Origin of the sequence: Hydrogenophaga sp. UC242_53 (assembly GCF_042696965.1) — a bacterium.
Lineage (GTDB): Bacteria > Pseudomonadota > Gammaproteobacteria > Burkholderiales > Burkholderiaceae_C > Hydrogenophaga.
The window spans coordinates 3,079,712-3,095,213 of record NZ_CP170552.1 but is presented as its reverse complement, the minus strand read 5'-3'; the positions used below and the strand labels follow the sequence as shown (position 1 = coordinate 3,095,213).

Sequence of the window (15,502 nt, the reverse complement as noted above, 5' to 3'; positions counted from 1 at the left end):
CCGGCCGACTCAGGCCTGCCAGACGCCGAAACCGGCCGAGCGCAGGTCGATGCCGATCTCGATTTCCTTCTCCACGGCCGCTTCGTACCGCATGGGGTTGAAGGCCTCGTAGAGGTCGGGCAGCAGGCGCAGCCCGTACTTGAACACGTAGGCATTGGCCTGGATGCCGGCCTTGTGCTTGTCGAAACGCACGTCCGGGTCGAGGCCGGTCATGCCGACGTAGACGCAGGGTTTGCCGTCGATGTAGCCCGGGTTGTTCTTGCGGAATTTGCTTTCGTTCAGCACGTCCCTGGAGAGTTCGATCACGTAGACGTGGTGGTGGGGGCGGGCCATGGGTGCAGACGCCAGCGATCAGTTCACGAAAAGCGCCACGACCCAGGCCCCGATGGCCGCCCACCAACCCACCTTGTTGGCCGTCCGGGCATCGGTCTTGCTGATCGGCCACAGCTCTGTACGCCGCCATGCGCATACGTTGCAGGCAACCATCAGCGCCAAACCCGCAAGGCCCACCCAAAGGGATTGCGTCACCAACGCGGCAATCCCTGAAGCAACCACCAAAAGCACACCGAACACCCAGATGCCGCTGGACGTGCTGCTGACGACATGAGAAAGCTGGCCGCATGCCGCGCACTCGGCGGGGCTTTCTCTGCTGGACCAACGAACGGCCAGATTGGGCACCGAGGCGTTGCGGCAGTGAGGGCAGACGTGCTGGTGCATGGGGCTGTTGTTTACGCGGCCTGCCGTGCCATTGTCAGGGTCTTCCTGCATCGGGGGTGGTTCGCACATCCCCAGAACATGGAGCTGTCCTTGCGGGACTGGCGCTCCACCATCTTGGTGCCACAGCTGGCGCAGGTCGGCCGCGCGTAGTCGCCCTCAAAAGCCACGGCCAGCAAGGCTTGCTGCTGCTCGGATGTGCGCGTGGCAATCAGCTTGAGCAGACCGACACCGTCCAGCGCGTGAATGCCGTTGCTCCTGGCGAACGTCAATGCGTCGGGCGTGAATGTCGAGGTGGTCGCGTAGGTGCCGCGTTTCAGCTGGTGCGATGCCATCACACCGAAGAACTCGCGCACTTCCTTGACGCCCACCGGCTTGGACAGCCAATGCTTGCATTGCACCACCGACACGGGCCCTTGCGCGTGCTTTGAATGCAGCCACACGTCCACCCCGCCGTCGGGTCCATGCGACTGCGTGCGCGCCTCAAACCCGGCTTGCGCGAACAGCGCTTCGCAGACCGCTTCGAAGCGCCGCCATTCGATGGCCTTGAAAACGGCAGGACTCCAGTTGGTGGGGGGAGGGCTGGTTGCTTTGGTCTCCGTTGCCGTGGGGGCCGCAGCGGCACGCAGCGGTGGCGGTGAGATTTTCGGCAGCGGCTGTTTGGCTTCTCCGGTCTTTTCCTGCAGCACGTAGTGGATGCCCACCAGCAGCACGCCGAAGCCGGTTGCCAGCCATGCCGGTGTGAGCAGCGCGACACCCATCGCACCAAACCGGGGGTGCCCGGACAGCATCAGGAACGCCAGAAAGAAGCCGGCCCCGACCATCAGGGCGGTCACACCCCTTTTCAGAAAGGGCCGTTGGTCTCGTCGGCGCGATCGGCGATGTGGCGGTTTCGCGATTGGCGGAACTCCCCTGTTCTTTGTGGTGTCGGCGCAGGCATGATGCCGCAGACCAAAACATGGGGGAGAGGCGAATGCGAACGAAAGTGTGGGGCAACCGGCGAACGATCACGCTGGGCCGACCAGCGGTCCTGGTCTTGGCCCTGGTGACGTTTGCCGGGCAGGCACAGACCGTGTACCGCTGCGAGGCCAAAGGTCAGGTTACCTACTTTCACGAGCCCTGCGTCGGTGCCCGAGCGGTAGACACCACGCCCACGCAGGGGCTGGACAAATCCAGCGGGGTAAGCCGCAAGGGGGTTGACGTGCGCCGTGCGGAGTTGGACAAGGTCATGGGAGATGCCATGCGCCCGATCACAGGGTTGGACGATTCACAGCGCGCCACCCTGCATCGGCGATTCAAGCTACCGCACGCTGCCAAGCTGGAATGCGCGCTGCTGGATTCGCGGTTGGAGAGCCAGGAGGCAGTGGAGCGCAGTGCGAGTCCGCAAAACTTGCATGCAGCGCAGTGGGACCTGTTCCAGAGCCGCAAGCGCTATCGCGAACTGAATTGCTGAGCTTGCGCCCACGTGCCGCCATGAGCGGCGGTGAAACGGTTTGCTCGGTCGCGTCTTCAGGACTCAAAGCCAGACAGACCCAGGCCCCGGGCTGGTCTCGATGGTGTACTCCGGCGAGCCGCCCAGCACGAAGGCGCCGAGCACCACGCTGAGCAACGACATGAACAGGCTGGCCCAGAACGCCGTCCAGAAGCCATCGACCTTGAAGCCGTTCACCACCTTGGCCACCAGCAACAGCATCAGCGCGTTGATGACCAGCAGGAACAGGCCGAAGGTCAGCAGCGTCAAGGGCAAGGTCAGCAGCACGAGCAAGGGTCGCACGATCGCGTTCGCCAGGCCCAGCAGCAGCGCCGACACCACCAGCGATGACGTGCTGCTGAACTGGATGCCCTTGAACACATGGCTCGCCACCCAGAGCGCGAACCCCGTGATGGCCCAGTGCAGCAGGAACGGCGTGAGGTTGGTGAGCATGGTGGGATGTTCCCTTGGATGTGTTTATTTGCCCCAGGAGTCTTTCAACCCCGTCGCCCGGTTGAACACCGGTTTGCCCGCCACGTGGTCCTGGCGGTCGGCCACGAAGTAGCCGTGTCGTTCGAACTGGAACTTGTCGTCCGGCTTCGCCTGGGCCAGTGAAGGCTCCACGTAGGCGGTCACCACCTTCAGGCTGTTCGGGTTCAGGGCTTCGATGAAGTCCTTGCCACCGGCGTCGGGCTGCGCATCGAGGAAGAGGCGGTCGTAGAGCCGCACTTCGGCTTGCACACCATCGGCCACGCTCACCCAGGTGATGGCGGCCCTGGCCTTCACGCTGTCGGCGCCCGGGGTGCCGCTCTTGGTGCCGGGGATGACCTTGGCGTGCACTTCGGTGACCTTGCCGTCCGCGTCTTTCGCGCAACCGGTGCATTCGATGACGTAGCCGCCCTTGAGGCGCACCACGTTGCCGGGGAACAGGCGCTTGTAACCCTTGGGTGGCACTTCCTCGAAGTCCTCGCGCTCGATCCACACGGCCTGGCCGATCTTGAACACGCGCGGCGCGGGCTCGGGCTGGCCTTCGGCGATGGCCGAGTGGGGCAGAGCGGGCTGGGTGCAGTCTTCGGTGTAGTCATCGCTGCCGAAGGTCTCGGCCCAGTTGGTAAGCACCAGCCTGACCGGGTCGAGCACGGCCATGCCGCGGTGGGCCTTGTTCTCCAGGTCTTCGCGCAGGCAGCCTTCGAGCGTGCTGTAGTCGATCCAGGAATCGCTCTTGGTCACGCCGATGCGCTCGGCGAACAGCTGGATGCTCTCGGGCGTGTAGCCGCGCCGGCGCAGGCCGACGATGGTGGGCATGCGCGGGTCGTCCCAGCCGCTGACCTTGTGGTCGTACACCAGCTGCGCGAGCTTGCGCTTGCTGGTGATCACGTAGGTGAGGTTGAGCCGCGCGAACTCGTACTGGCGCGGTGGCGGGGTCTGCAGCAGGCCGCCTTCGCACAGGCGTTCGAGCAGCCAGTCGTAGAACGGGCGCTGGTCTTCGAACTCCAGCGTGCAGAAGCTGTGGGTGATCTGCTCCAGCGCGTCCTCGATGGGGTGCGCGAAGGTGTACATCGGGTAGATGCACCAGGTGTCGCCCGTGTTGTGGTGCGTGGCGCGGCGGATGCGGTAGATCGCCGGGTCGCGCAGGTTGATGTTGGGGCTGGCGCATGTCGATCTTGGCGCGCAGCACCATGCTGCCGTCCTCGTGCAGGCCGTCGCGCATCTCGCGCAGGCGCTTGAGGTTTTCGGCGGGCGTGCGGCTGCGGAAGGGGCTGTCCACGCCGGGTTTGCCGAAGTCGCCCCGGTTCAGGCGCATCTGTTCGGTGGTCTGCTCGTCCACGTAGGCGTGGCCGGCTTGCACCAGGTACTCGGCCGCGCGGTACATGAAGTCGAAGTAGTCGCTGGCCTGGTAGAGGTGCTGCCGGCCGTGGGCCTCCCAGCTGAAACCGAGCCATTTCACGGCATCGATGATGCTGTTGACGTACTCGGTGTCTTCCTTCTCCGGGTTGGTGTCGTCAAAGCGCATGTGGCACACGCCGCCATAGTCGCGCGCCAGCCCGAAGTTCAGGCAGATGCTCTTGGCGTGGCCCACGTGCAGGTAGCCGTTGGGCTCGGGGGGAAGCGGGTGCGGATCTTGGCCGGGTCGGGCTGGCCCTGGGCCTGGTGCGCGGCGTCGCCGGGGCTGCCCGCCCAGCGGCGGCTCTGGTAGGTGCCTTTGTCCAGATCGTTCTCGATGATCTGGCGCAGGAAGTTGCTGACCTTGTGTTCGCCCTCGGTGGCGGGGGTGCTGGTTTTGTTGCTGGGGTGGGTGGAGCTCATGCGCCATTCTATTGATCCGGCCCGATGCCCACCGCGCCGGGCCGAGTGCTACTTTGGTTCCAGGGTGGCGCTTTCCGGTATCGTGGCCGTTCCCGGACGAGGAAGAGGAAGCCCGAGATGAACAACAACGACAACCCCGACACCATGCCCACCGACGAGCCGACGCGGTGGGAAATCACGCAGACGGAGGACGTGTTCCTGCCCTCGGTGCGCGTGCAGCTGGGCTGGCGCGACGTGGAGGCCGCCGTGGAGAGTGGGGCCATCCAGCCGGCCGAGGCGCATGCGCTCTGGGCGTCGTGGGCGTCGCCGGGCAGCCCGTTGCGGGTGGCGGCAGGTGCCTCGCCGTCCCCCTCCGTGGTGCCCACGGCGGCCGAGCTCGCCCAGGAAGACCTCGCCGCCGGCTGGGCGGCACCGCCGGCCCAGGCCCCGCGCCCAGCGTTGGACCGGGGCCCGGCGTTCAGCTTCACCAACACCCTCTACTACTTCGGCGGCATGCTGGCCATCGGCGCCATGACGCTGTTCATGACGCTGGGCTGGGAGCTTTTCGGCGCCTGGGGCGTGTTCGTGCTGGCCCTGGGCTACCTCACGGGGGCGCTGCTGGTGGCGGGCAACCTGCTGGAGAAGGGCCTGCGCACGCCCGCCGGCGTGCTGGCCACGCTGGCCGTGTGCCTGGTGCCGCTGGCGGTGTGGGCGTTCCAGTCGGGCATCGGCCTGTGGCCCGAGGGTGGGCCCGACAGCTACCGCGACTACCACCGCTACATCGATTGGCGCTGGCTCACGCTGGAACTGGCCACGCTGGCCGCCGCCGTGGTGCTGCTGTACCGCTACAAGCTGCCCTTCATGGTGATGCCGGTGGCGGTGACGATCTGGTACCTCAGCATGGATGTGGCGCACATGCTGATGCAGAAGGACGGCTTCGACTGGACATTCACGCGCGACGTGTCGCTGGTGTTCGGCCTGGCCACCTGCGCCATCGCGGTGTGGGTGGACCTGCGCACGCGCACCGCCGACAACGCCGAAGACCGGCAGGACTTCGCCTTCTGGCTCTACCTGTTCGGCGCGATCATGTTCTGGGGCGGCCTCAGCCTGCGCGACAGCGATTCCGAGCTCAACAAGTTCCTGTACGCGCTGATCAACGTGTTCCTGGTGTTTCTCGGCGCGGCCATCGGGCGGCGCGTGTTCACCGTGCTGGGCGCCATCGGCGTTGCGCAGCTACCTGGGCTACCTGGCCTACCGCGTGTTCGAGGACAGCCTGCTGTTCCCGTTCGCGCTCACCCTGCTGGGCCTGGGGGTGGTGGCGCTGGGCATCTGGTGGCAGCGCAACGAAGACCGCCTCCACGCCCGGCTGGCCGACTGGCTGCCGGCAGCACTGAAGCCACTGGCGCGTCCCGAATGAAGTGACCGCATCCAGAGACACCGAGGGTCCGGCTCCGCCGGCCCCAGGTGTCGCCCCCTCCCGCCGAAGGCGAGAGAGGGGGGAGCGCCGAAGGCGCGCGGGGGGAGCCCTTCAATACGTGAGGTTGAGCTGCATCACCGCGGTGGTGCCGCTCACTTCGTTGCCCACCACCAGCAGCGGCTTGCCGTTGGGCGAGCGGGCCGCGGGGATGAACACCAGGCCTTCGGGGCCCAGGTCGCCCGCCGTGGCCAGGCTCGGCGGGTTGGTGACCCACTCGTCGCGGGTGTTGAGGTAGTCCACGCGCTTGGGTGCCGTGGGGCTGGTGATGTCGTACACCAGCACGCCGCCCATGCGCTCCAGGCCGATGAAGGCGAAGGTCTTGGTGCCGATCTGGCCGAGCGCGATGCCCTCGGGTTCCGGGCCCTTGGCGTCGCTGCGGCTGTCCTTCGCGTTGCCCTCGTCGTGGCCGGAGTTGAAGTACGTCGCGCAGGGAATGCTGCGGTCGCGGCCGAGCTTGCAGTCGCTGCTGGCGAGGAACTTCTCGATCTCCGCGCCCGAGTCCCACACCAGGCCGCCATTGGCGTTCCAGATGCTGAAGGAGCGCGCGCCGTAGCTGTACAGCTGGTCGTACATCAGGCGGTTGCCCAGCGGATCGGCCACGCCGGCGGCGCTGAACATCATGGGCGAGCCATCGGGGTTGGTGCGGTAGCCCATGGTCCAGCTGATGTTCAGGCGGCCCAGGGCGGCATCGGCGCGGCAGCCCATCGGGTCGCCGGCAATGGCACCGCAGTAGCCGAAGGTGGCGGGGTTGAGCAGGCCGCCCGCGGCCATGGCGTTGAGCTGCGGTGGCAGGTCGTCGCCCGCGCGGCCGGCCCAGCCGTTCTTGTTGACCAGGTGCTTGACGCGGAACTCCTCGACGAAGCCCTTGGTGGCGTCACCGCCCCAGTACGCCGCGTTGCCTTCGCCCCAGGCGCGCGCGTCGCCTTCGTTGGCGGTGACCAGGTAGGTCGCGCCGCCCACGGTGTACGAGGCCATGGCGTCGGGCAGGTACATGCCGCGCACGCCGGGCCAGGTCTTGATGTTGATGGTCCCGCCGTCGGTGTCCGAGGCGTCGAGTTCGTTGCCGGCCACGCCATGGTCCTTGTGGCCCAGCGGCAGCACGCCGGTGACGGTGGCGGTGGCGATGTCCACCTTGGCCATCGCGTTGTTCTCCTGCAGCGTCACCCAGGCGGTCTTGCTGTCGGCCGAGACGGCGATGTACTCGGGCTCGAAGTCCTTCGCGGCGGTGGCGTTCGGGCCGTAGATGCGCACGCCGGCGGCGCGCAGGGTGGCTTCCTGGCCGTTGAACGCGGTGAAGGTCGCGGTGCGCACGACCGGCGCGGCGGGGTTGCGCACGTCGATGACGCTCACGCTGCCTTCGGGGTCCACCTGGTAGTCGTCGCTGGGCTCGCCCTCGTTCGCCACCAGCACGGTGTTGCCATCGGGCGTGAAGGTCACCATGTCGGGCAGGGCGCCGATGGTGACCGAGCTGATCAGGCTCAGGTCGCTCGCGCGGTACAGCGCCATGCGGCCGGTGTCGGTCTTCACCGGGGCCTGGATGCGCCACGGCCACGATGCCGTTGTGCACCGCCACGCTGTTGATCTCGGCGCCGGCCAGCACCGCGGTGGCGTCGATCACGCCGATCTTCACCGGATTGGCGGGGTTGGCCAGGTTGAGCACGTCCACCGCGCCGAGCTGCGCGTTGACCACGAACAGGCGCTTGCTGGCGGCGTCAAAGGCCGGAATCTCCGCCGCGCTCACACCGAACTGGCCCGTGCTGTAGCCGCCGATCTTCTCCAGCTTCAGGCTCACCGGCGTGGCCTCGGGCGTCGGCGTGGTGGGCGCCGGGGCATCGCTGCCGCCACCGCAGGCGGCGAGCACGGCGGTCATGAGCAGCGAGGCGGTGAACAGGCGGGTGGTGGGGGTGCTGGGCAGCAGGGGGCGCATTCGGGCGGTCTCGACGTGGTGGTTGAAAACCACGGTTGTAGAAACCGGCCGTGACGCGATCGTGACTTATTCGTGTCTTTTTGGTGACGTTTCCCTGGGACGCGCCGGCCTCACTGCCCGAAGCGCGGCCCGTCTTTCAGGAAGTCTTCTTCCGCGGGCGTGCTGGTGCGCCCGAGCACGGCGTTGCGGTACGGAAAGCGGCCGAAGCGGTCCACGATGTCGCGGTGCAGCCGCGCGAATTCGAGGTTGCGCTCCAGGGTGTCGCGCAGTTCGGGCGCGCAGGTGTCGAGCAGGCGCTGGAAACGCAGCACGCTCTCGGCCTGCAGGGCGGCGTCCTCCGCGTGCATCAGCGGCATGTTCAGGAACACCAGGCCCACGGTGGCGAGTTCGGCGTCCATGCCGCTGGCGTGCGCCTGCAGCGACAGCTGCTGGGCCCGCGCATCGCCCGCGAACGCGCGCGCCTGGCCCCGGTGCACGTTGCGGGTGAACTGGTCGAGCAGCAGCACCAGGGCCAGGCGCGTGTCGATGCGCGCCTCCCACTCGCCCAGGCCGCCGTCCAGCGCCTGTGCCACCAGCGCGCCAAAACGCTCGCGGATGCGCGTGTCGATCTCGGGGCTGCCGCCAAACCAGAGCTCGTCGCGCTTGTCCGAACACCAGCCGCGTTCCAGGCCGTCCCCGAGCCAGAAGTCGAGCACGTCCTGCGCGGTGGGTGGCATGAGGGTTTTCATGGGGGTTTCAATGTAAAGATGGGGCAGGCGTTACGTCTGGCAACGACTTTGACCGAGTATGTGGAACAGGTTAGCGCGGAATTGCCTGTAATACGGTCACGGGGTGCGCAAACCACCCTGCATTGGAGCCCACATGAACACACAGACCTTGAAAACCCCCTGGAGCCGCACCTCGGCGCTGGCCCGTGGCCTCACCCTCGCCACCCTGGCCGCTGGTGCCTGGGCCTTGTCGGCCATGGGCTCGCAGGCCCACGCCCGCAGCGACGTGCATTGGTCCATTGGTGTGAATACCCCGGGCGTGGTCGTGGGCGTGTCGAACGCACCGCCGGTCTACTACGCCCCGCCCCCCGTGTATTACGCGCCGCCGCCGGTGTACTACGCCCCCCGTCCGATCTACTACGCTCCCCGCCCGATCTACTACGGGCCGCCGCCGGTGTACTACGCGCCGCGCCCCGTCTACCGCTCCGGTTGGGGCCCCGCGCCACGGTGGGAAGGCCGCCGACACGGCCATCGCCACGACCGTGACGACGGCCGCTACGACGGTCGCCGCCGCTGAGCAAGGCGCATGCGTGGTGATCAGGCCGCGCCGCGGGCGATGCGCGCGGCCAGCCGCGCCGCCAGGCGCGAGGTGATGCAATCGCGGTCGAGCACCGGGCAGAGTTCGGCGATGTCGGCCGCGACGACGCGGCCAGACGCCATCACCTGATCGATCAGCCGCTCCACATGGGCCAGCGGCACGCCCAGCGTCGCTGGCGCTGACACCCCCGGGGCCTGCGCCCCGGGCAAGACATCCAGACACACCGTGAGGTACACGGCATCGCACTGCGCGAGGTCGAGAGACAGCGCCTGCTGCGCGTCGTGCACGCCGCCCGCGTCCTGCAGGTGCTCGTCCAGCCAGTAACGCGCGCCGATCTGCCGCGCCCGGTCGAACAGGGCCTGGGTGTTGGCGAAACGGCTGATGCCCAGCGCCCGGTAGTTGAAGGCCTGCTGGTGTTGCACGCACCAGTCGTGCATCTGGCGGAAGGGTGTGCCCGAGTTGGCCTGGGCCGCGGTGCGCAGGTCGAAATGGGCGTCGAGGTTGACCACCAGCAGGCGGTTCGTGTCGGGGCGTCTCTTCACGATGCCCTGGAAAGTGCCCCAGGCCATTTCGTGGCCGCCGCCCAGCACCAGCGGCAGGCTCTTGTGTTGAATGGCCTGGGCCACGCGCGCGGCCAGCCGGGTCTGGGCGTCCTCGAGCCCACCCTTCCCACAGCTCACATCGCCGGCGTCCCACACCGCGGGCTCGCCCAGCACGGGCAGGTTGCACAGGGCGTGGCGCAGCGACACGGGCCCGCGCGCCGCGCCGGGGCGGCCGCCGTTTCGGCGCACACCCTCGTCCACCGCGAAGCCGATCAGCGTGACGCCACCGGTGGATCTGGTGGTGGCCGCGCGCACGTGCTGGTGCCAGCGGGTGGTGACGCCGGTCTCTTCGGCGTCCACGCGGCCGCTCCATTCAAAGGGGGGTGCCATGTCCATGGGGTGTCCTTTCCTGTCCGCCCACCACCACGCGGTGGCAGGGGTTGCGGCCAAACCAGTAGGCCAGTTCGTTCGGGTGGTCGAGGTTCCAGGCCACGAAGTCGGCGCGCTGGGTGGCGGCGAGCCGGCCACGGTCGGCCAGGCCGAGGGCGCGCGCGGCGTTCACCGTGATGCCCTGCACCGCTTCCAGCGGCGTGAGGCGGAACAGGGTGCAGGCCATGCTGACCATGAGCAGCAGCGAAAGGCCCGGCGAGGTGCCAGGGTTGTGGTCGGTGGACACGGCCAGCGGCACGCCGGCCGCGCGCAGCGCCTCGATGGGCGGCAGTTTCGTCTCCCGGAGAAAGTAGTACGCGCCCGGCAGCAGCACGGCCACGGTGCCGGCCGCCCGCATGGCCGCGATGCCCTCGGCGCTCAGGTGTTCGAGGTGGTCGCACGAGAGCGCCCGGTAGGAGGCCGCGAGCGCGGCACCGCCCTGGTCGGACAACTGCTCCGCGTGCAGCTTGACCGGCAGGCCCAGGCCGACCGCGGTGTCGAAGACGCGCCGCGTCTGCGCGGGTGAAAAACCGATGCGCTCGCAGAAGGCATCGACCGCGTCCACCAGGCCCTGCGCGTGCAGCTCGGGCAGCCAGGCGCAGACGGCGTCGATGTAGCCGTCCGGCCGGCCTTCGAACTCCGGTGGCACGGCGTGGGCGCCCAGGAAGGTGGTGCGCACGGTCAGCGGCAGTTCGGTGCCCAGGCGGCGCGCCACGCGCAGGCAGCGCACCTCGGCCTCCAGCGAGAGGCCGTAGCCGGACTTGATCTCCAGCGTGGTCACGCCTTCGGCCATGAGGCACAGCGCGCGCTGGCGGGCGCTGGCCAGCAGCTGCGCTTCGCTCGCGGCGCGCGTCGCGGCCACGCTGGAGCGGATGCCGCCACCCGCGCGCGCGATGGCTTCGTAGCTCACGCCCTGCAGGCGCTGTTCGAACTCGGTCGCGCGCTGCCCGCCGTAGACCAGGTGGGTGTGGCAGTCCACCAGGCCGGGGGTGACGAGCGCGCCGCCCAGGTCCACCTCCTGGGCGGGGCGGGCGAGGGCGGGCAGGTCGGCCAGCGCGCCCACCCAGGCGATGCGACCGCCCTCGGTGAGCAGGGCGCCCCGGTCGATCAGGCCCCAGCCGTCGCCGCCCCGGGCCGGGGTCAGCGTGGCCAGTCGGGCGTTGCGCCAGAGGGTGAGGCGGCTCATGGCGGCGCGGGCCTCAGGGGGTCGCCCAGATGGCGGCGCACAGGTCCTGCTGCCCCGCGCCGGCCTCGCCTTGCAGCACCAGCCGCAGCGCGGCCTCGATGTCGGGCGCGAACAGGCGGTCCTGCGCGTAGAAGGGCACGCGCTCGCGCAGCGCGGCGTGGGTGCGCGCCAGGCGCGGGCTGGTGGCGCAGCGGGCGGTGGAAGTCCACGCCCTGCGCCGCGGCCAGCCACTCGATGCCGAGGATGGTCGCGGTGTTGCGCGCCATCTCGTCGAGCCGGCGCCCGGCGAAGGTGGCCATGCTCACATGGTCTTCCTGGTTGGCGCTGGTGGGCAGGCTGTCCACGCTGGCGGGGTGGGCGTGCGACTTGTTTTCCGAGGCCAGCGCGGCGGCGGTCACGTGCGCGATCATGAAGCCCGAGTTCAGGCCCGGGTTGTCCACCAGGAAGGGTGGAAGGCCCGAGAGCGTGCTGTCGATCAGCAGCGCGATGCGCCGCTCGGAAATGGCGCCGATCTCGGCGATGGCCAGCGCCAGCGTGTCGGCCGCGAAGGCCACCGGCTCGGCGTGGAAGTTGCCGCCCGAGATGACTTCGTTGGTGTCGGTGAACACCAGCGGGTTGTCGGTCACGGCGTTGGCTTCGATCAGCAGCGTGCGCGCGGCGTTGGAAATCAGGTCGCGGCAGGCGCCCATCACCTGGGGCTGGCAGCGCAGGCTGTAGGGGTCCTGCACGCGCTCGTCGTTGTCCAGGTGCGAGAGGCGGATCTGGCTGCCCGCCAGCAGCGCGCGCGTGGCGGCGGCCACGGCGATCTGGCCGGGCTGGCCGCGCGCCGTGTGAATGCGCGGGTCGAACGGCGCGTCGCTGCCCTTGGCGGCGTCCACGCACAGCGCGCCGATCACGGTGCCGGCCTCCAGCAGGCGCTCGGCCATGAAGAGGCCGTGCAGCGCGAGCGCGGTCGACACCTGGGTGCCGTTGATGAGGGCCAGGCCTTCCTTGGCGGCGAGCACCAGGGGCGAGATGCCGGCGTTCTTCAAGGCGGTGGCGGCGGGCACGCGCCGGCCTTGCACGAACACATCGCCTTCGCCCATCAGCGCCAGCGTCATGTGCGAGAGCGGGGCGAGGTCGCCCGAGGCGCCCACCGAGCCCTTGACCGGGATCAGCGGCGAGATGCCCGCGTTGAGCAGGGCCAGCAAGGTGTCGATCACCACCGGCCGCACGCCCGAGTGCGCAGCGCGCCAGGCTGGCGGCCTTCATGAGCATCACCAGGCGCACCGTGGCGTCGCTCATGGGCTCGCCGGTGCCCACCGAGTGCGACAGGATCAGGTTGCGCTGCAGGGTCTCGAGCTGTTCGTCCGGGATGCGCGTGCGCGCGAGCTTGCCAAAGCCGGTGTTGATGCCGTAGGCCGCGTCGCCTTTCTGAACGATGGCGTGGATCGCCGCGGCCGAGGCCGCGATGCCGGCCTGGGCCTCGGGCGCGAGTTGCACGGGCACAGCCTGCTGCCAGACGGCGCGCAGGTCGCCCAGCGCCATCTGGCCGGGCTGGAGGGTGAGGGTGGGAAGGGTCATGGGAGGGAGTGTCTCGCGCCTGCGTTCAGGCCACCATCGGGAGTTTCAGGCCGTGCTTCTTCGCAGTGGCGATCGCCAGCTCGTAGCCCGCATCGGCGTGGCGCATCACGCCCGAGCCGCAGTCGTTCACCAGCACGCGCGCCAGGCGCTCGGCGGCCGCGTCGCTGCCGTCGGCCACGATCACCATGCCGGCGTGCTGCGAGTAGCCCATGCCCACGCCGCCGCCGTGGTGCAGGCTGACCCAGCTCGCGCCACCGGCGGTGTTGAGCAGGGCGTTGAGCAAGGGCCAGTCGCTCACCGCGTCCGTGCCGTCGCGCATGCCCTCGGTCTCGCGGTTGGGGCTGGCGCACCGAGCCGGTGTCCAGGTGGTCGCGGCCGATCACGATCGGCGCCTTGAGTTCGCCCGTGCGCACCATCTCGTTGAATGCCAGCCCCGCGAGGTGGCGCTCGCCCAGGCCCAGCCAGCAGATGCGGGCCGGCAGCCCCTGGAAGGCGATGCGCTCGCGCGCCATGTCCAGCCAGCGGTGGGTGTGGTGGTTGTGCGGGAACAGCTCCTTGATCTTGGCGTCGGTCTTGTGGATGTCTTCCGGGTCACCCGAGAGCGCCACCCAGCGGAACGGGCCCTTGCCCTCGCAGAACAGCGGGCGGATGTAGGCCGGCACGAAGCCGGGGAAGTCGAAGGCGTTGCTCAAGCCCTGGTCGAAAGCCACCTGGCGGATGTTGTTGCCGTAGTCCACGGTGGGGATGCCCATGGCGTGGAAGTCGAGCATGGCCTGCACGTGCACCGCGCAGCTTTTCGCGGCGGCGTCGACCAGCTGCGCGTGCTGGGCCGAATCGCGCTGCGCGGCCTTCCACTGCGCCACGCTCCAGCCCATGGGCAGGTAGCCGTTGATCAGGTCGTGAGCCGAGGTCTGGTCGGTCACGAGGTCGGGCCGCAGGCCGCCCGCCTGGGCGCGTTTCACCAGTTCGGGCAGCACCTCGGCCGCGTTGCCCAGCAGCGCGATCGAGACGGCTTCCTTGCGCGCCGTGTGGTGGCGGATCAGCGCCAGCGCGTCGTCGATGTCGCTGGCCTGCTTGTCCACGTAGCGCGTGCGCAGGCGGAAGTCGATGCTGCTCTGCTGGCACTCGATGTTGAGCGAGCAGGCACCGGCCAGCGTGGCGGCCAGCGGCTGCGCGCCGCCCATGCCACCCAGGCCGGCGGTGAGGATCCAGCGGCCGGCCAGGTCGTTGCCGTAGTGCTGGCGGCCGGCCTCGACGAAGGTCTCGAACGTGCCCTGCACGATGCCCTGGCTGCCGATGTAGATCCACGAGCCTGCCGTCATCTGCCCGTACATGAACAGGCCCTGGCGGTCCAGTTCGTTGAAGTGTTCCCAGTTGGCCCATTTGGGCACCAGATTGCTGTTGGCGAGCAGCACGCGCGGCACGTTGACGTGCGTCTTGAACACGCCCACCGGCTTGCCCGACTGCACGAGCAGGGTCTCGTCCTCTTCGAGGTCTTTCAGCGAGGCCAGGATCTGGTCGAAGCAGGCCCAGTCGCGCGCGGCGCGGCCGATGCCGCCATAAACCACCAGGTGCTGCGGGTTCTCCGCCACCTCGGGGTCCAGGTTGTTCTGGATCATCCGGTAGGCGGCTTCGGCCACCCAGTTCTTGCAATGCAAGGTGTTGCCGCGCGGGGCGCGGATCACGCGGGTGGGGTCCAGACGGGGGTCGACGGTGGTGGTCACGGGGCGGGTTCCTTCAGGCGGGTGGCGGCTGGTGATGGTGTACATATTTTCCGGATAATCTTGAATATGTATAGACAACTTTATCTGCCGATAATCGATGCTGTCAAGACCACTTCAGCGGTTCACGCCCTGGTAGAAACCCTATGACCTCCGCTCCTCCCGCCTTGCCCGCCGCCGAACGAACCCCTGCCTACCTGCGGGTGAAGCAGCACGTGCTGTCGCAGATCCAGGCCGGCGTCTGGCGCGAGGGCGACGCCATCCCGGCCGAAGAGGCGCTGGCGCGCGAGTTCGGCGTCTCACGCATGACGGTGAACCGCGCCATCCGCGAGCTGAGCGACGAGCAGATCGTCGAGCGCGTGCAGGGCTCGGGCACCTACGTGGCGCAGCAGAAGTACCAGGCCACGCTGGTGGCGATCCGCAACATCGCCGACGAGATCACCGCGCGCGGCCACGCCCACCGCAGCGAGCTGCACAAGCTCGAACGCGCCAAGGCGGGCGAAGCGCTGGCGCGCCGCTTCGGGCTCAAGGCCGATCAGCCGCTGTTCCACTCGGTGGTGGTGCACTTCGAGAACGGCGAACCGATCCAGGTCGAAGACCGCTGGGTCAACCCCCGGGTCGCGCCGGACTACATGGCGCAGGACTTCAACAGCCAGACGCCCAACGCCTACCTGATGCGCGTGGCGCCGCTGCAGGGCGTGCATTTCGTGATCGAAGCCAGCGCGCCGCCACCCGAGGTGGCCGAGATGCTGCACATGGCGCCGGGCGACCCCTGCCTGGTGCTGCGCCGGCAGACGCAGTCGCAAGGGCAGGTGGCCTCGGTGGCCGCGATGTGGCACCCCGCATCGCGTTACCAGTTCACCGGCAGCTTCTGAGCCGCA

General features: G+C 68.7%; 13 protein-coding genes and 3 pseudogenes. 5 read left to right on the top strand and 11 right to left on the bottom strand.

Features of this window, described 5'->3' with window-relative positions:
- Window positions 1-9: 9 nt before the first annotated feature.
- Genes ACFJI0_RS15560 through ACFJI0_RS15550 form a run of 3 tightly spaced genes read right to left on the bottom strand, consistent with a single transcriptional unit; the run spans window position 10 to window position 1,550 of the window.
- Window positions 10-333 carry a hypothetical protein gene (locus tag ACFJI0_RS15560; protein WP_382320942.1) on the bottom strand — a complete coding sequence of 108 codons (324 nt, stop codon included), beginning with the start codon at window positions 331-333 and terminating at the stop codon, window positions 10-12.
- Between the two features lie 18 nt (window positions 334-351).
- Window positions 352-717, bottom strand: a complete 366-nt coding sequence (locus tag ACFJI0_RS15555; RefSeq protein ID WP_382320940.1) for a hypothetical protein — start codon at window positions 715-717, stop codon at window positions 352-354.
- A gap of 11 nt (window positions 718-728) precedes the next feature.
- Window positions 729-1,550, bottom strand: coding sequence for a restriction endonuclease (locus ACFJI0_RS15550; protein WP_382320938.1), 822 nt, complete (start codon window positions 1,548-1,550; stop codon window positions 729-731).
- Window positions 1,551-1,687: 137 nt separating this feature from the next.
- Here ACFJI0_RS15550 and ACFJI0_RS15545 point away from each other — a divergent pair, with 137 nt between their 5' ends.
- Window positions 1,688-2,167: a DUF4124 domain-containing protein gene (locus ACFJI0_RS15545; RefSeq protein ID WP_382320936.1), complete on the top strand. Its 480-nt coding sequence runs from the start codon at window positions 1,688-1,690 to the stop codon at window positions 2,165-2,167.
- Window positions 2,168-2,230: 63 nt separating this feature from the next.
- On the opposite strand, the gene ACFJI0_RS15540 is transcribed toward ACFJI0_RS15545, so the two are convergent.
- Together ACFJI0_RS15540 and ACFJI0_RS15535 are read right to left on the bottom strand one after the other, a co-directional pair.
- Window positions 2,231-2,638 carry a phage holin family protein gene (locus tag ACFJI0_RS15540; protein WP_382320934.1) on the bottom strand — a complete coding sequence of 136 codons (408 nt, stop codon included), beginning with the start codon at window positions 2,636-2,638 and terminating at the stop codon, window positions 2,231-2,233.
- Window positions 2,639-2,662: 24 nt separating this feature from the next.
- Window positions 2,663-4,492 (bottom strand): annotated as a pseudogene (locus ACFJI0_RS15535) (glutamine--tRNA ligase/YqeY domain fusion protein).
- Between the two features lie 117 nt (window positions 4,493-4,609).
- On the opposite strand from ACFJI0_RS15535, the gene ACFJI0_RS15530 reads away from it, so the two are divergent.
- The gene (locus tag ACFJI0_RS15530) at window positions 4,610-5,893 is read left to right on the top strand and encodes a DUF2157 domain-containing protein (RefSeq protein WP_382320931.1); all 1,284 of its coding nucleotides are present in this window, start codon (window positions 4,610-4,612) and stop codon (window positions 5,891-5,893) included.
- Between the two features lie 106 nt (window positions 5,894-5,999).
- Here ACFJI0_RS15530 and ACFJI0_RS15525 read toward each other — a convergent pair whose 3' ends face one another.
- Window positions 6,000-7,475, bottom strand: coding sequence for a choice-of-anchor I family protein (locus tag ACFJI0_RS15525; RefSeq protein WP_382320929.1), 1,476 nt, complete (start codon window positions 7,473-7,475; stop codon window positions 6,000-6,002).
- On the opposite strand from ACFJI0_RS15525, the gene ACFJI0_RS15520 reads away from it, so the two are divergent.
- Complete coding sequence (locus tag ACFJI0_RS15520) at window positions 7,462-7,929, top strand: hypothetical protein (RefSeq protein WP_382320927.1); 468 nt, start codon at window positions 7,462-7,464, stop codon at window positions 7,927-7,929. The genes ACFJI0_RS15525 and ACFJI0_RS15520 overlap by 14 nt on opposite strands.
- Window positions 7,930-7,985: 56 nt before the next feature.
- Here the strand turns inward: ACFJI0_RS15520 and ACFJI0_RS15515 are convergent, their stop codons facing one another.
- Complete coding sequence (locus tag ACFJI0_RS15515; RefSeq protein ID WP_382320925.1) at window positions 7,986-8,603, bottom strand: DUF924 family protein; 618 nt, start codon at window positions 8,601-8,603, stop codon at window positions 7,986-7,988.
- Between the two features lie 133 nt (window positions 8,604-8,736).
- Here ACFJI0_RS15515 and ACFJI0_RS15510 point away from each other — a divergent pair, with 133 nt between their 5' ends.
- Window positions 8,737-9,159 carry a hypothetical protein gene (locus tag ACFJI0_RS15510; RefSeq protein ID WP_382156328.1) on the top strand — a complete coding sequence of 141 codons (423 nt, stop codon included), beginning with the start codon at window positions 8,737-8,739 and terminating at the stop codon, window positions 9,157-9,159.
- A 20-nt stretch (window positions 9,160-9,179) separates the two neighbouring features.
- Here ACFJI0_RS15510 and hutG read toward each other — a convergent pair whose 3' ends face one another.
- The 4 genes and pseudogenes from hutG to hutU all read right to left on the bottom strand — a co-directional run bounded on the left by hutG (window position 9,180) and on the right by hutU (window position 14,669).
- On the bottom strand, window positions 9,180-10,118 hold the full coding sequence (gene hutG / locus ACFJI0_RS15505) for a formimidoylglutamase (protein WP_382320923.1): 939 nt from the start codon (window positions 10,116-10,118) through the stop codon (window positions 9,180-9,182).
- A complete protein-coding gene (hutI, locus tag ACFJI0_RS15500; protein ID WP_382320921.1) occupies window positions 10,096-11,337 on the bottom strand; it encodes an imidazolonepropionase in 1,242 nt (413 codons plus the stop codon). Before hutI ends, hutG begins: the two co-directional genes overlap by 23 nt.
- Window positions 11,338-11,350: 13 nt before the next feature.
- Window positions 11,351-12,900, bottom strand: a pseudogene (hutH, locus tag ACFJI0_RS15495) (histidine ammonia-lyase).
- A gap of 25 nt (window positions 12,901-12,925) precedes the next feature.
- Window positions 12,926-14,669: pseudogene (gene hutU / locus ACFJI0_RS15490) on the bottom strand (urocanate hydratase).
- 98 nt (window positions 14,670-14,767) lie between these two features.
- Between hutU and hutC the strand changes: the two are divergent.
- Window positions 14,768-15,496, top strand: coding sequence for a histidine utilization repressor (hutC, locus tag ACFJI0_RS15485; protein ID WP_382156338.1), 729 nt, complete (start codon window positions 14,768-14,770; stop codon window positions 15,494-15,496).
- Window positions 15,497-15,502: the final 6 nt, after the last annotated feature.

What these genes read in the sequence shown, in the direction of transcription:
- hutC (WP_382156338.1), top strand. Translation starts at nt 14,768, where the DNA reads ATGACCTCCGCTCCTCCCGCCTTGCCCGCCGCCGAACGAACCCCTGCC.
- ACFJI0_RS15555 (WP_382320940.1), bottom strand. Translation starts at nt 717, where the DNA reads ATGCACCAGCACGTCTGCCCTCACTGCCGCAACGCCTCGGTGCCCAAT.
- hutI (WP_382320921.1), bottom strand. Translation starts at nt 11,337, where the DNA reads ATGAGCCGCCTCACCCTCTGGCGCAACGCCCGACTGGCCACGCTGACC.
- ACFJI0_RS15545 (WP_382320936.1), top strand. Translation starts at nt 1,688, where the DNA reads ATGCGAACGAAAGTGTGGGGCAACCGGCGAACGATCACGCTGGGCCGA.
- ACFJI0_RS15560 (WP_382320942.1), bottom strand. Translation starts at nt 333, where the DNA reads ATGGCCCGCCCCCACCACCACGTCTACGTGATCGAACTCTCCAGGGAC.
- ACFJI0_RS15515 (WP_382320925.1), bottom strand. Translation starts at nt 8,603, where the DNA reads ATGAAAACCCTCATGCCACCCACCGCGCAGGACGTGCTCGACTTCTGG.
- hutG (WP_382320923.1), bottom strand. Translation starts at nt 10,118, where the DNA reads ATGGACATGGCACCCCCCTTTGAATGGAGCGGCCGCGTGGACGCCGAA.
- ACFJI0_RS15530 (WP_382320931.1), top strand. Translation starts at nt 4,610, where the DNA reads ATGAACAACAACGACAACCCCGACACCATGCCCACCGACGAGCCGACG.
- ACFJI0_RS15540 (WP_382320934.1), bottom strand. Translation starts at nt 2,638, where the DNA reads ATGCTCACCAACCTCACGCCGTTCCTGCTGCACTGGGCCATCACGGGG.
- ACFJI0_RS15510 (WP_382156328.1), top strand. Translation starts at nt 8,737, where the DNA reads ATGAACACACAGACCTTGAAAACCCCCTGGAGCCGCACCTCGGCGCTG.